Below are 14,144 nucleotides of genomic sequence, written 5' to 3'. Positions count from 1 at the left end.
CCGGCGTGACGGACTTTCCGCGCCAACGGATTTCAGCGCGCCAGGTCGTTCTCGCTGAACCTCGCGTAGCGGATCGTCTGGTTCGCGTCGCCGGAACTCTGCGAGCCCGCCTCGTAGAGCAAGCCGGCCCAGCCGCCGCCCAGGTTGATCAGGTCCGAGTAGGCCGACCAGGTCGCGTCCACGACGGTGCCGACCTCCTGCCAGGTCGCGCCTTCGTCCGACGACGTGCGGATGCGCATCGTGTGGCGGCGGTGGTCCATGTCCGGATTCGTGTTGTACGGCCCGGAGAACAGGATCAGGTTGCGCGGGTCGCCCGCCGTCGTCGCGCGCAGGCGCACCACCGAGCCCTGCACGACCGGGCCCTTCAGCTGCGGCACGACCTGGAACGGCGCGCGGAACGTCTCGCCGCCATCCGCGCTGACCGCGTGCGCCCGGTTGCCCTCGGCGATCGTCGTCCCGGAGTTGTCCTGGTTCCGGGCCGCCGCGTAGATCTCGGCGTCGACCGTTTCCAGCAGACTCAGCTCCTGCGGCTTGATGGCCTTGCCGGTCCGGTCGTCCAGCGCGCCGAGCCGCCAGTTCGTCCCGCCGTCGTCGCTGTAGACGATCCCGGCGCCCTTCACGCCGCCCTGGCCCTCGAAGTTGATGCCCGCCACCATGCGGTTCACGTGCTCGCCCCGCGTCATCTGCAGGCCGTGGCCCGGACCGGTGGCGTACCAGGTGTTCCACTCCGGCTTCGTCAGCTGCGGCTGGGCCACCGGCTTGGCCCACTGCGTACCCTGCGGGTTCGTGCTGTGCTGCAGGAACGGCGTCCGGGTGCAGCCGTTGCCGTTGCACTGCGGACCCGGGTTGTGCGTCGTCAGCAACGAGATCCGGCCGGTGGCGCGGTCCACGATCGGCACCGGGTTGCCGCGGGTGTCGCCGGCGCCGTCGGTGACCAGCTCCAGCGCCCGCCACGTCTTCCCGTCGTCCGTCGAGCGCTTGAGCACCACGTCGATGTCGCCGGTGTCGTCGCAGTTGTTGTGGCGGCCTTCCGCGAACGCCAGCAACGTGCTCCGGTCCTGGGTGCGCACCAGGGCCGGGATGCGGAAGCAGTTGTAGCCGCCCTCGCCCTTCGTGAAGATCGTCTTCCCGGCGATCGCCAGGGGTTCGCTGGTCGCGGTCGTCTGGGCGGCGCCCAGCAGCAGCAGTGCGGCCCCGGCCGCCGCCCCCGCGAGCTTCGTCATCCGGCGCATGCGCGTCCTTTCGCCGACGAACGGATAACGCATTGCACCGCAGATCCGGTATGTCGGAAAAGAACTTGCCGTTGAACTGTCCGGTAAATGTTTGGCCGGGGTGGCGATCGGCCCAGTACCGGCTCAGTCGGCCGGATCAACCAGCGCGTCCGCCACAGCCGCGATGTCATCCGGGCGCACCCGGCAGCAGCCGCCGATCACCTGGGCGCCCGCCGCGCGCCAGCCACGGGCCTCCTCGGCCGACAGCCGGGTGCGGCCCGTCCACTCGCGCCGCTGCGCATCCCAGCCCTCGCCGCTGTTGGGGTAGACGACGATCGGCTTTTCCGTTGCCGCCCGGGCGATCTCGATCGCGGGCAGCACGTCGTCCGGCGCCGAGCAGTTGACGCCGACGGCGATGATCGCGTCGCTGCTCTCCGCCACGGCGAACGCCTCCGCCAGCGGCTGGCCCGCGCGGGTCCGGTCGCCGCTGATGGTGAACGACAGCCAGGCCGGGACGTCCAGGCCGGCGATCGCGTCCACCAGCGCCTCCGCCTCGTCCACGTCCGGAACGGTCTCCAGCGCGAAGACGTCGGGGCGGACCTCCGCCAGCACCTCCAGCCGCGGCCGGTGGAAGTCCTGCAGCCGCCGCTTCGTCAGGCCGTAGCGGCCCCGGTACTCCGAGCCGTCGGCGAGCATCGCGCCGTACGGACCGATCGACGCAGCCACCCAGCGGTGCCGGCCTGGCTCGACCTCGCCGGCCAGCCGGGCCAGCTCCACGCTCCGCCGCATCAGCTTCGCCGCGTCGGCGCGTTCGATGCCGTGCTCGGCGAAGCCCTCGAAGCTCGCCTGGTAGCTCGCCGTCGTCGCGATCTCCGCGCCCGCCCGGAAGAACGCGGCGTGCGCCGCGACGATCTCCTCCGGCGCGTCCGCCAGCAGACGTGCCGACCACAGCGCGTCGGACAGGTCGTGGCCCTGCGCTTGCAGCTCGGTGGCCAGGCCGCCGTCCAGGATCACCGATGCGCCGCTGAGGCTGAACGCGTTCATGCCACCCACCCTAGTGCGGATCGGGCCGCGGGCCGGACAAGCGATCACGCTCCGTCGCGGCTCAGCCCTTGACGCTGCCCGCCGAGAGGCCGCTGACCAGGAAGCGCTGGACCAGGTAGAACACGATCACCGCGGGCACCGCGACCAGCACCGAAGCGGCCGCCAGGTGGCCCCACTCGGCGCGGTTCTGCTGCACGAACACCTGCAGGCCCACCGCCAACGTCTTCGACCGGTCGCCGGCCGACAGGAACGCCGACGCGAACGCCACCTCGCTCCAGGCCACGATGAACGAGTAGAACGCCGTCACCGCCAGCCCGGGTTTGGCCAGCGGCAGCACCAGCCGCCAGAACACGCCGAACGGCGACAGCCCGTCCACCCGGCCGGCTTCGTCGATGTCGCCGGGGATCCCGTCGAAGTAGCCCTTGAGCATGTAGGTGCAGAACGGGATCGCGGTGCTGCAGTACACCAGCACCAGCCCGAACGCACTGCCCTGCAGGCCCAGGCCCAGCAGGATGTTGTAGAGCGGCACGATCAGCACCGCGAACGGGAACATCTGCACCACCAGGAACGACAGCAGCAGCCAGCGCCGCCCCGGGAAGCGGTACCGGCTCGCCGCGTAGGCGGTGGTGGCCGCCAGCAGCACCCCGAGCACCGTCGTCAGCGCCGCGATGAGCACCGAATTGCCGAACCAGCTCAGGAAAGCGCCCTTGGCGCCGGCGAGCACGTCCCGGTAGTTGTCCAAACTGGACTCGTTGAACAGCGTCGGGGTGGCCTCGATCGCCTTGGCGTTCGGCTTGAACGAGACCACCAGCACCCAGAACACCGGGAACACCGCGATCAGCGACGCGACGATCAGGGCCGAGTGCAGGCCGATGCTCGCCGCGGTGGACCTCCGGCGCGCCCGGCCCGGCTCGGCGGCCGCGGGCGCCGCCCGCAGCGATGCTGCTTCGATGGTCATGTCAGAGCACCTCTCCCCGCCGGGCCATCGCGCGGCGGTAGATCGTCGCGAACACCAGCAGCACCGACAGGATCAGCACGCCGTAGGTGGAGGCGATCGCGTAATCCCGGGTCGCGCCGGCGAAGAACCGCTCGAAGGCGTAGCTGACCAGGATCCGGGTGTGCGGGTTGTTCCCGGTGATCAGGTAGATGACCGGGAACATGTTGAACGTCCAGATCACGCCGAGCAGCACCACCGTGCCGGACACCGGCTTCAGCCCCGGCAGCGTCACGTGCACGAAGCGGTGCCACGGCGCCGCGCCGTCCATCTCCGCGGCCTCGTACAGGTCCGCCGGGATGGCCTGCAACCCACCCAGCAGCGCCACCATCATGAACGGCACGCCCAGCCACACGTTCACGACGATCACCGACACCAGCGCCAGGTCCGACTGCCCGAGCCACACCTGCGCGGGCAGCCCCACCGACTCCAGCGCCCAGTTGATCAGCCCGTACTCGGCGTTGAAGAGGTACCGCCAGGCGAACGCGCTGATGAACACCGGCACGGCCCACGGCAGGATCAGCAGCACCCGGTACAGCCCGCGCAGCCGCATCCGCCGGTTGAGCAGCATCGCCAGCGCCAGCCCGATCGCGTAGTGGCAGGCCACGCACGCGGAGGTCCAGATCAGCGTGCGCACCAGCGTCGACCAGAACGAGCCGTACGCCGGATCGCCGGAGAGCACGTTCAGGTAGTTCGCCGGCCCGACGAACTCGTAGCTCGCCTCGCGGTCCAGCACCGGGTTGGCGATGTTGGTGTCGTTGATGTCGGTGAACGAGAAGAACAACCCCTGCAGCAGGGGGAACACCACGAGCAGCGCGAGCACCGCGACGACCGGCGAGACCATCGCGTAGACGAACCAGTGCCGCGCCAGGAGATTCCGCAACCGCATTGAAGCCGCCTCAGGACTTGTTGGTGGATTCGGTTGTCTTTGCCTTTGAAGCGGCGCAGCCGCTTGGCCCACCTACGGCGCTTGCACCGGCGGGTTCTCAGACGTCGTCCGGCGAGGGCAGCCTGGTCGTACGTAAGTCGGGGCTCCCGCAGTCCAGGCGGCGTCTGTAACTCCCGCAGGGGGGCGCTGCCCGCACCGCCACGCGAAAGGAGTCTGGAAATACTGGTATTCAGCGCAGCGCGTAGTCGGTCAGGACCGAGGTCTTGTAGGTCTGCGCCGTTTCGTCCAAGGCCGTCTGGACGTCTTTGCGCCCGGACAGGATGTCGGCGTAGGAGGTCTGCAGCGGTTCGAGGAGCTCGCTGTTCTCCGGGATCCACGGCCGGGAGTGCGCGTTGGTCGCCAGCGGCCGGAACGCGGACACCACCGGGTTCTGCGCCACCGCGGGCACGTCGTAGGCGGACTTGCGGGTCGGCAGCAGGCCGAGCTTCTCCGCGACCTTCGCCTGGTTCTCCGCGCTGCTCATGCACTGGACGAACTTCACCGATGCCTCGGTGGCGTCGCTGCCCTGCCGGATCACGTAGTCGTGGCCGCCCACCGGCGACGGCGTCGCGGAGCCCGGAACCGGGGCGATGCCGAGGTTCGACGGGTCGGCGAACGGCTCCGATTCGGTGAACTCCGAGACCGCCCACGGCCCGTCGATGACCATCGCGACCTCGCCGCTGGTGAACGCCGCCTTCATGCTGCTGTAGGAGTTCGGCTGGTCCAGCGCGGTGCGGGCGGCCTTCGCGTCGATGAGGTCCTTGGCGACCTGCACCCCGCGCACCGCCTCCGGCGCGTTCACCGTGATCAGCCGCGCCTCGGTGTCCACGAGGTCGCCGCCGAAGGCGTAGATGAACGGCAGCGAGTAATACTCGTCGTTGTTGATGAACAGTGCTCGGTCGCCGCCGAGCTTCGGCGCGATGGCATTCAGCTCGTCCCAGCTCTTCGGCGGGGTCACGCCGGCCTCCGCGAGCTGCTTCTTGTTGTAGAACAGCGCAAGCGCGTCGGTGACCTGCGGGACGCCGTAGGTCTTGCCCTGGTACTTGGTGGATTCCAGCGGTGCGGCGAGGAAGTCGCCGGTGTCGGTGGCCAGCGGGGTGCCGGAGAGGTCCTGGATCAGCCCGGCCTGCGCGAGCTGCGCGACCCAGCCGACGTCGGCGCGCAGCACGTCGGGGCCCTGCCCGCCCTGCGCCGCGGTCTTGTAGTTGTTCAGCGCCTGGTCGAAGGCGACCGCCTCGACGCGCACCTGGTAGCCGCCGGTGCGGCCGCACTCGGTGGCGACCTCGCCGAACACCGCGCTCTCCGCGGATCCGCTGGTGTCCCAGAAGACGACCTCGCCGGCGTTCCCGGCGTCGCTCCCGCAGCCGGCGGTGAGCGCGCCGACCAGGCCCAGGGCGGCGGCGACCGTGGCCCTTGATCTCATGTCCGGACCTCCTGTTTGCAAAAATTTGCGAACGACTGGCGTTAAATTCCATACCCGAAATGTGACGCAAGTCAAGGTGTTCAGGTATAAATGGGTCGCGGGACAGCGAGGTTCGTTGCGCAGTGATTGCAAAATATTTCGGCCGTGTGCAGGATTGTGTCGGCAGACGGTCCCGGTGCGGAGGAGCGGAGCAGTGGCGGGTCTGGCCGATATCGCCCAGGCGGCAGGGGTGAGCGTGTCCACGGTGAGCCGGGTGCTCAACCGCAAGGCCGGCATCAAGGAGGAGACCCGGCAGCGCGTGCTCGAAGTGCTCAGCCAGATGCCGCACACCGCGCGCGGCGTCGGCGCCCTGCGCCGCACCGGCGTCGTCGGCCTGCTGGTGCCGGAACTGTCCAACCCGGTCTTCCCGGCGTTCGCCGAAGCCCTGGAAAGCCGCGCCGCACTGGCCGGTTACGCGACGCTGCTGTGCAACACGCGCGCCGCGATGACCGAGCGGGAGTACGTCCGGATGCTGGTGGCGCGGGGCGTCGAGGGCATGATCTTCGTGTCGCCGGAGATCGCCAACCCGGACAACGACGAGCGCAAGAGCCGCAACTACTACGAGGAACTCGGCGCCGAAGGCGTTCGGATGGTGTTCGTCAACGGCGGCGCGCCGAGCCTGGACGTCCCGGACATCACCGTCGACGAGCACCTCGCGGGCTACGCCGCCGCGACGCACCTGCTCGAACTCGGCCACCGGCGGATCGGTTTCGTCAGCGGCCCGGCCCGCGCGCTCCCGTCCCGGCTGAAGCGGGCCGGCTGGTCCGCGGCGCTGGAGGAGGCCGGTGTCGAACCGGTCGCGGAGCTCGTCGCGAACGCGCCGTTCGGCGCGGAGGGCGGCGCCGAGGCGATGGGGCGGCTGCTCGACGGCCCGCGGCCGACCGCGGTGCTCTGCTCGTCGGACGTCATGGCGCTCGGCGCGATGCGCGAAGCCAAGCGCCGCGGGCTGAGCACCCCCGAGGACCTCTCGGTGGTCGGCTTCGACGACATCCCGCTGGCCGCGTACTGCCAGCCCGCGCTCACCACGCTGGCGCAGCCCATCCACGACATGGCCGCCGCGGCGGTCGACGAGCTCGCGCGCCAGCTCGACCCGGACGAGCCGGGGCGCGGCTCGGCGGGCTTCAGCCGAATGTTCCGCCCGAACCTCATCGTCCGGGAATCCACCCGGCGGATCTGACCTCGACGAGGTGGCGTTTTCGCGCGAAACCGTCACCTGGCGTGCGTGGGAACGCCGTTTTCGCGCGAAAACGGCGCCTCGCGACCTGCCCGATCTCGCCCACCGAGCGGCCCGACCGCTGCGAAGGCACGACCTGAAGCAAGTCCGAAGACGGGAGCAGGGATGTCTCAGAACTGGTGGCGGGATGCCGTCGTCTACCAGGTTTACGTGCGCAGCTTCGCCGACAGCGACGGCGACGGCATCGGTGACCTGGCCGGGGTGCGCGACCGGTTACCGCACCTGGTGCGGCTCGGCGTCGACGCCGTCTGGCTGACCCCGTTCTACCCGTCCCCGATGGCGGACGGCGGCTACGACGTGGCCGACTACTGCGACGTGGACCCGATGTTCGGCACGATGGCCGACTTCGACGAGCTGCTCGCGCAGGCGCATTCGCTCGGGCTGCGGGTCCTGGTCGACGTGGTGCCCAACCACACCTCCGACCGGCACCCGTGGTTCGCCGAGGCGCTGGCGGCCGCTCCCGGCGCCGCGGCCCGGGACCGCTACGTCATCCGGGACGGGCGGGGCGCGGCCGGTGAACTCCCGCCCAACGACTGGGAATCCATCTTCGGCGGTCCGGCGTGGACCAGGCTCGCCGACGGCCAGTGGTACCTGCACCTGTTCGCGCCGGAGCAGCCCGACCTGAACTGGCGCAACCAGCAGGTGCGCGAGGATTTCCGGAAAGTGCTGGCGTTCTGGCTGGACCGCGGCGTCGACGGCTTCCGGATCGACGTCGCGCACGGCATGATCAAGCACCCGGACCTGCCGGACACCGGGCTGGACAAGCAGATCTCCCTGCTGGGGCGCGGCGAGCTGCCGTACTTCGACCAGGACGAGGTGCACGAGATCTACCGCGACTGGCGGCAGCTGCTCGACTCCTACGAGGGCGCGCGCATCGGGGTGGCCGAAGCGTGGGCGTCGACCAGCGAGCGACTGGCGCGCTACGTCCGGCCCGACGAACTGCACCAGGCGTTCAACTTCGCGCTGCTGGAAGCGCCGTGGTCGGCGGCCGGTTTCCGGACCGTGGTCGAGGAATCGCTGGCCACCACGGCCCGGGTGGGCGCCACCACGACGTGGGTGCTCGGCAACCACGACGTGCCGCGACCGGTGACCCGCTACGGCGGCGGCGAGCTGGGAATCCGGCGGGCCCGCGCCGCCGCCCTGTTCAGCTTCGCCCTGCCCGGCTCGGTGTACGTCCACCAGGGCGAGGAACTCGGGCTGCCCGAGGTGCTCGACCTGCCCGACGAGGCGCGGCAGGACCCGATCTGGGAGCGCTCCGGCCGCACCGAGCGGGGCCGCGACGGCTGCCGGGTGCCGATCCCCTGGTCCGGCGAGCGGCCGCCGTTCGGCTTCAGCTCGGCGGACGGTTGGCTCCCGGCGCCGGGGGAGTGGGCGGAGTCGACTGTGGCCGCGCAGGACGCCCGCGACGGCTCGGTGCTGCGGAACTACCGCGACGCTTTGGCCCTGCGACGCGGGAATCCGGCGCTCGGCGACGGCGCCTTGCAGTGGCTGGACGCACCGGGAGAGGTACTGGCCTTCCACCGGGAACCGGGCTTCGCGTGCGCGGTGAACTTCGGCGACTCGCCCGTCGAGCTGGACCTGCCGGGAGACCTGCTGCTGCGCAGCGACGGCGCGGCCGACTGGAGCGGGACGCTGCCCGCCGCCACCGCGATCTGGCTGTCGACGGGAAAGATTAACCGCGAATCCTCCTAATAGGTCTGTTCTTGACCGACCCGCCGTGGTCGCATGAATCCCCCTGGTACAGGAGGTGGTTCATGTTTCGACGATTAGGCACGGGCCTGGCGGCGGTGGTGCTCGCCGCGCTCGGCGTGGTCGGGTTCGGGCAGGCGCCCGCGTCCGCCGCACCGAACTTCCAGGTCCCATTCCAGTGCGGGCAGACCCTGACGGCCGCGACCTTCAGCGGTCACAACCCGCAGTACTCGGTGGACTTCCAGAAGTCCGGCATCACCGGGATGCCGGTGCTGGCCTCGGCGGCCGGCACCGTGACCCGGGTGGCCAACGAGGGCAACGTCAGCTACGGCCGCTGGGTCGAGATCGACCACGGCAGCGGCTGGCGGACCCGCTACGCCCACCTGTCCACTCAGAGCGTGTCGGAGGGGCAGAAGGTGAGCCTCGGCACGAAGATCGGCACGGCGGGCGCGACCGGCGGCGTCACCGGCCCCCACCTGCACTACGAACAGCGGCTCAACGGCGCCGTGGTCAAGGCGACGCTCAACGGCGTCGCGGTGCCCTACTACGGCCACACGTCGTTCACCAGCAAGAACAACTGCAACGGCAACCCGTACTCGCCGACCGAGGTGTGCGGGGCCGGCTACAGCGTGATCGACGAGGCGGGCCTGTCCGGCGCGGGCACGGTCTACCTGCTCTACAACGCCTCGAACAAGAACAACTGCGTCGTGACGCTGAAGGCGACCTCGCTCGGCACCGCCTCGCCGACGGCGGCGTTCCTCGAGGTGCAGGGGAAGACCCGGGCGACCGACTCCGGCAACTTCACGTACTACGCGGGCCCGGTCCGCCAAGAGGCGGGCACGACCTGCGTCAAGTGGGGCGGCTCGGTGGGTGACAAGTCCTACGCCAGCCCCTTCGAGCACTGCGGCTGACCAGCAGTGCACGACCCGTGCGCGTTTTGTGCTGCTATGGCGACACAAAACACGCACGGGCACAGCCAGGCGGAACGTTCATCCGCACCGGCCCGACAACCGAAACGGCCCGCCCACCACGAGGTGAGCGGGCCGTGTCGCCGAATCGTCAGAGGCGGACCGGGTAGTGGGGCTCCGGGACCTCGGGGGACAGGCGGCCCTCGATGAAGATCCCGTGCCACAGCATGAACACCAGCAGCGCCCACAGGCGGCGGCTGTGGTCCAGCACCCCGGAGCGGTGCTCCTCCAGCAGCTGCAGCACCGCCGTGCGGTCGAGAAGGTGGTCGGTCTGCGACTGCTGGACGATGTTGCGCGCCCAGTCGTGCATCTCGTCGCGCAGCCAGTGCTTGATCGGCACCGGGAACCCGAGCTTGCGCCGGTTGATCACGTGCGCGGGCACCACCTGGTACATCGCCTGGCGCAGCGCGTACTTCGTGGTCTCCCGGGTGATCTTCTGCTCCAGCGGGATGGTGCTGGCGACCCGGAACACCTCCGGGTCCAGGAACGGCACCCGCAGCTCCAGCGAGTTGGCCATCGTCATCTTGTCGGCCTTGACCAGGATGTCGCCGCGCAGCCAGGTGAACAGGTCCACGTGCTGCATCCGCGTCACCGGGTCCCAGCTCGCCGACTGCCGGTAAGGGCCGGCCGTGACGTCCTTGTGGGACACGCCCGGGTCGAAGCTGCGCATCACGTTGCGGAGCTGGTCGTCGCGGAAGATGCGCGCGTTGCCGTAGTAGCGCTCCTCCAGGCTCAGCGCCCCGCGGCGCAGCAGGTCCTTGCCGCGCACGCCCTCCGGGATGGCGGTGGAGACCTTGCCCATCGCCTTGCGCAGCGCGCCCGGCACCTTCTCGAACGGTGCCAGCGACAGCGGCTCGCGGTAGATCGTGTAGCCGCCGAACAGCTCGTCGGCGCCCTCGCCGGAGAGCACCACCTTGACGTGCTGGCGCGCCTCCCGGGCGATGAACCACAGCGGCACCAGCGCCGGGTCGGCCACCGGGTCGTCGAGGTACCAGATGATCAGCGGCAGCGTCTCCATCATCTCCTCGGCGGAGACGGTGCGGACCACGTGCTTGACGCCGATCGCCGCAGCCGACTCGGCGGCCACGTCCACCTCCGAGTAGCCCTGCCGCTCGAAGCCGGTGGTGAAGGTGATCAGGTTCGGGTTGTGCTCCTTGGCCAGCGCCGCGATGGCCGTCGAGTCGATGCCGCCGGAGAGGAACGAGCCGACGGTGACGTCCGCGCGCATGTGCTTGGCGACGGAGTCGCGCATCACGTTGACGATCTCGTCGTGCAGGCGCCGCGCGTCGGCGTCGGTGTTGACCGGCCGGGAGTGGAAGTTCGGCTGGAAGTACCGCTCGGTGACCAGCTGCCCGCCCGGGGACACGGTGAACGAGGTGCCCGACTCGATGCGGCGGATCTGCCGGTGCAGCGTCTCCGGCTCCGGCACGTACTGCAGCACCAGGTAGTGCTGTAGCGCCTTGTGGTCCAGCTCCTCGGCGATCCGCAGCGTGCTGGCCAGGCTCAGCAGGCTCTTCTTCTCGCTGGCGAACGCCACGCCGCCCGGCCCGGCCGCGTAGAACAGCGGCTTGATGCCGAACGGGTCGCGCGCCCCGAAGACCACCTTGCGCTCGTTGTCCCAGATGAGGAACGCGAACATGCCGCGCAGCCGGCCGACCACCGACGTACCGAGGTAGTGGTACGCGGCGACGATCACCTCGGTGTCGCCGTCGGTGCTGAACCGGGCCCCGAACCGCTCGATCAGCTCGGCGCGCAGCTCCAGGTAGTTGTAGATCTCACCGTTGAAGTTGATGGTGTAGCGCTGCGGGGTCTCCGGCGGGCCCCAGGTCAGCGGCTGGTGCGAATGCTCCAGGTCGATGATCGACAGCCGGTTGAAGCCGAAGACCACCTCGCCGCCGTGCCAAGTGTCGCTTTCGTCCGGGCCCCGGTGTCGTTGACACGGCAGCGCATTGGCCACCGCGTTAACGGCGAAGCCGGCGTTCTCTTCGGTGGGACAAATGAGTCCAAGCAGGCCGCACACGCGTCTGGTGCACCTCTTCGAATCGGCGGTGTCGTCTTCAGCCCCCCACAGCTGGCCCCAGTATGCCGTCTGTCCGGCCGCGCGCTGCACGCGCGGGGGCCCGCCGAGGTCGCGCCCGGACGTCCGGCAGCGATCTACGCCCCCGGAGCAGTATCGCGGCTACACCTGGGCTAGGCTCTGCGCAGGATTCCGGCGGCAGATCCCCGGTGTCGTCTCAGGACGAGGCCGGGATCACCAGGTCGCAGTGGAGAGCTTTGCACGAGGAGGCGTCGCGCAGTGGGCCTGAAGGAGGGGACCCGAGTGCCACGGCTGGTCAAGGTCGCTGGTTTGATCGGCCTGGTTGGTGTCGCGGCCACGGGCTGCACGACCGACGAGGTCCTGCGGTTCGGCTGGCCAGAGGGTGTCACCCCGCAGGCCGAGGCGATGCGGAACCTGTGGACCTGGTCGGTCATCGCGGCACTCGCGGTCGGTGTGTTGGTGTGGGCGCTGATCTTCTGGACAGTCGCCTTCCACCGCAAGAAGAAGAACGACGAAGAGCTCCCGCGGCAGTTCCAGTACAACCTGCCGCTCGAGCTGATCTACACGGCGATCCCGTTCGTGCTGGTCGTTGTGCTGTTCTACTTCACGGCGGTCACCCAGAACACGGTGCTGGCCAAGCCGGCCAACCCGGACCAGCGGGTGAACGTGGTCGCGTTCCAGTGGAACTGGGAGTTCAACTACCCGGAGTACAAGACCCCGGACGGGCAGCCGGTGCGCACCATCGGCAGCAGCAGCGAGATCCCGCTGCTGGTGGTCCCGGTCAACGGGCGCGTCGAGTACAGCATCTCCGCGACCGACGTGATCCACTCGTTCTTCGTTCCGGAGTGGCACTTCAAGCGGGACACCTTCCCGTACCCGAACAAGAACAACCAGGACAACGTCTTCCAGAACACCATCAAGCGCGAAGGTTCCTTCGTCGGTCGGTGCGCGGAGCTGTGCGGCACCTACCACTCGATGATGAACTTCGAGGTGCGGGCGCTGTCGCAGGACAAGTTCGACCGGTACATGCAGCTGCGGACGCAGGTCAACCCGCAGACCGGCCAGCCGTACACCGCCGCCGAGGCGCTCAGCTCCATGAACTGCGGCGAGCTGTGCACCCCGCACGCGGTGACCGGTGTTCCGTTCAACACCGAGCGCACCGGCGGCGTGCCGTCCGGTCAGGTCGGGGCCAAGTAGGAGTGCCCTCGGCAGGGCGTACGGCGTGAGAGCGAGGACTCCATGAAGGTCGAATCCAAGATCTTCAACTACATCACCATCTTCTTCTTCCTGTCCGCGATCGTGTACGGGGTCTGGGCCAAGGAGCCGGTCGGCACCGTGGCGCTGATCCTGGTCGGTGGCCTGTCCCTGATCATCGGCAGCTACTTCTCGTTCGTGGCTCGCCGCATCGAGGACCGGCCGGAGGACAACCCCGACGCCGAGATCAGCGACGGCGCCGGCGAGCTGGGCTTCTTCAGCCCGGGCAGCTACTGGCCGGTGGGCCTGGCGGCGTCCGCCGCCTTCGCCGGTCTCGCCCTGGCGTTCTTCCACGTGTGGATGATCGTCATCGCCGTCGGCATCGTGCTGATCATGGTTGCGGGCCTGGTGTTCGAGTACCACACCGGTCAGAGCGACCACTGACGAACGCACCGATCGCAGGCCCCCGAGTCCACCGGACCCGGGGGCCTGCGCCGGTTTAGCGGCGATTTCGCCAATCGGTTGGCGCGGCGGTGCGAGCCGAGTCCCGCACCGCATGCGGCTGGCGCCGCATTCCGGAGCAACCCGATAGGATCTTTTCCAGCGTCCTTCGAGGCCGCGAAACCCGCAGCAGGAGGTTTTTGCCGTGATCACCGCGATCGTGCTGATCCAGACCGCCGCCGACCGCCTGACCGAGGCGGCCCAGGAGATCGCCGACCTGGACGGCGTGGACGAGGTCTACTCCTGCGCGGGCGACGTCGACCTGATCGCGATGCTGCGGGTGCCCCGCCACGAGGACCTGGCCGAGATCGTGCCGGGCCGGATCAACAAGGTCGAGGGCGTCCTGGGCACCGACACGCACATCGCGTTCCGCTCCTACTCCCGCAAGGACACCGAGGCCGCGTTCTCCATCGGCCTCGAAGACCAGTGATCGACTGACGACGAAGGGCACCTGCTACCGGTTGAACTGGTCCCCGGGAGTTGGACTCGTTAAGTAAGAGTCTAGGCAGCGAGGGTCTGGGCCCGGTATTGCACCGGGCTCAGGCCCTTGCAGTGTGTGTGGCCCCGGTCGGTGTTGAACCACGTGATGTAGTCATCCAGCGCGGTGGTGAACGCCTCAACGCTGAGATAGCGGGTGTGGTGGAACACTTCTTCCTTGAGGTGGCCGAAGAAGCTCTCGATGACGGCGTTGTCGTGGCAGTTGCCTGTGCGGGACATCGACTGGGTCGCGCCCACTCCGGCCAGCAGGTGCCGCCAGGAACGATGCTGATACTGAAATCCCTGGTCGGAGTGCACCAACGGTGCCTGGCCCTGCTCCAGAGTCGCCAGCGCGTCGCGCAGGGACGAGTTGGTCAGCTCCAGGTTGGGTGAGGTACTCGTCG

The 14,144-nt window shown here is 69.2% G+C and carries 13 protein-coding genes; 6 read left to right on the top strand and 7 right to left on the bottom strand.

The genetic code is table 11. The features are described 5' to 3' along the window. Positions 1-32: 32 nt before the first annotated feature. The 5 genes from BLW84_RS41880 to BLW84_RS41860 all read right to left on the bottom strand — a co-directional run bounded on the left by BLW84_RS41880 (position 33) and on the right by BLW84_RS41860 (position 5,600). Positions 33-1,223: a sialidase family protein gene (locus BLW84_RS41880; protein ID WP_245761755.1), complete on the bottom strand. Its 1,191-nt coding sequence runs from the start codon at positions 1,221-1,223 to the stop codon at positions 33-35. 132 nt (positions 1,224-1,355) lie between these two features. Beyond that, entirely contained in the window at positions 1,356-2,255 is a 900-nt protein-coding gene (gene mmuM, locus BLW84_RS41875) for a homocysteine S-methyltransferase (RefSeq protein WP_093277639.1), read from the bottom strand. Between the two features lie 61 nt (positions 2,256-2,316). Continuing rightward, positions 2,317-3,213 carry a sugar ABC transporter permease gene (locus BLW84_RS41870; RefSeq protein ID WP_093277636.1) on the bottom strand — a complete coding sequence of 299 codons (897 nt, stop codon included), beginning with the start codon at positions 3,211-3,213 and terminating at the stop codon, positions 2,317-2,319. A gap of 1 nt (position 3,214) precedes the next feature. Continuing rightward, complete coding sequence (locus tag BLW84_RS41865) at positions 3,215-4,138, bottom strand: carbohydrate ABC transporter permease (RefSeq protein ID WP_093277634.1); 924 nt, start codon at positions 4,136-4,138, stop codon at positions 3,215-3,217. Between the two features lie 229 nt (positions 4,139-4,367). Continuing rightward, on the bottom strand, positions 4,368-5,600 hold the full coding sequence (locus BLW84_RS41860; RefSeq protein WP_093277631.1) for an extracellular solute-binding protein: 1,233 nt from the start codon (positions 5,598-5,600) through the stop codon (positions 4,368-4,370). A gap of 193 nt (positions 5,601-5,793) precedes the next feature. Here BLW84_RS41860 and BLW84_RS41855 point away from each other — a divergent pair, with 193 nt between their 5' ends. The 3 genes from BLW84_RS41855 to BLW84_RS41845 all read left to right on the top strand — a co-directional run bounded on the left by BLW84_RS41855 (position 5,794) and on the right by BLW84_RS41845 (position 9,473). Then, positions 5,794-6,816, top strand: coding sequence for a LacI family DNA-binding transcriptional regulator (locus BLW84_RS41855; protein WP_093277629.1), 1,023 nt, complete (start codon positions 5,794-5,796; stop codon positions 6,814-6,816). Between the two features lie 162 nt (positions 6,817-6,978). Next, complete coding sequence (locus BLW84_RS41850; RefSeq protein ID WP_093277626.1) at positions 6,979-8,565, top strand: glycoside hydrolase family 13 protein; 1,587 nt, start codon at positions 6,979-6,981, stop codon at positions 8,563-8,565. A 62-nt stretch (positions 8,566-8,627) separates the two neighbouring features. After that, on the top strand, positions 8,628-9,473 hold the full coding sequence (locus BLW84_RS41845) for a M23 family metallopeptidase (RefSeq protein ID WP_093277623.1): 846 nt from the start codon (positions 8,628-8,630) through the stop codon (positions 9,471-9,473). 148 nt (positions 9,474-9,621) lie between these two features. Here BLW84_RS41845 and asnB read toward each other — a convergent pair whose 3' ends face one another. After that, entirely contained in the window at positions 9,622-11,550 is a 1,929-nt protein-coding gene (gene asnB / locus BLW84_RS41840; RefSeq protein ID WP_093277620.1) for an asparagine synthase (glutamine-hydrolyzing), read from the bottom strand. A 276-nt stretch (positions 11,551-11,826) separates the two neighbouring features. On the opposite strand from asnB, the gene ctaC reads away from it, so the two are divergent. The 3 genes from ctaC (at position 11,827) to BLW84_RS41825 (ending at position 13,693) form a co-directional block, all read left to right on the top strand. Beyond that, a complete protein-coding gene (ctaC, locus tag BLW84_RS41835) occupies positions 11,827-12,765 on the top strand; it encodes an aa3-type cytochrome oxidase subunit II (protein WP_093277617.1) in 939 nt (312 codons plus the stop codon). Between the two features lie 42 nt (positions 12,766-12,807). Continuing rightward, a complete protein-coding gene (locus BLW84_RS41830) occupies positions 12,808-13,206 on the top strand; it encodes a cytochrome c oxidase subunit 4 (protein WP_093277614.1) in 399 nt (132 codons plus the stop codon). A 202-nt stretch (positions 13,207-13,408) separates the two neighbouring features. Further along, positions 13,409-13,693, top strand: a complete 285-nt coding sequence (locus BLW84_RS41825; RefSeq protein WP_093277612.1) for an Lrp/AsnC family transcriptional regulator — start codon at positions 13,409-13,411, stop codon at positions 13,691-13,693. A gap of 71 nt (positions 13,694-13,764) precedes the next feature. On the opposite strand, the gene BLW84_RS41820 is transcribed toward BLW84_RS41825, so the two are convergent. Next, on the bottom strand, positions 13,765-14,144 hold a 380-nt coding region (locus BLW84_RS41820), incomplete at its 5' end, for an IS3 family transposase (RefSeq protein ID WP_143061305.1).

It is taken from the genome of Saccharopolyspora shandongensis, from assembly GCF_900106995.1.
Taxonomy (GTDB): Bacteria; Actinomycetota; Actinomycetes; order Mycobacteriales; family Pseudonocardiaceae; genus Saccharopolyspora; species Saccharopolyspora shandongensis.
This window is presented reverse-complemented; position numbering and strand designations above follow the sequence as displayed.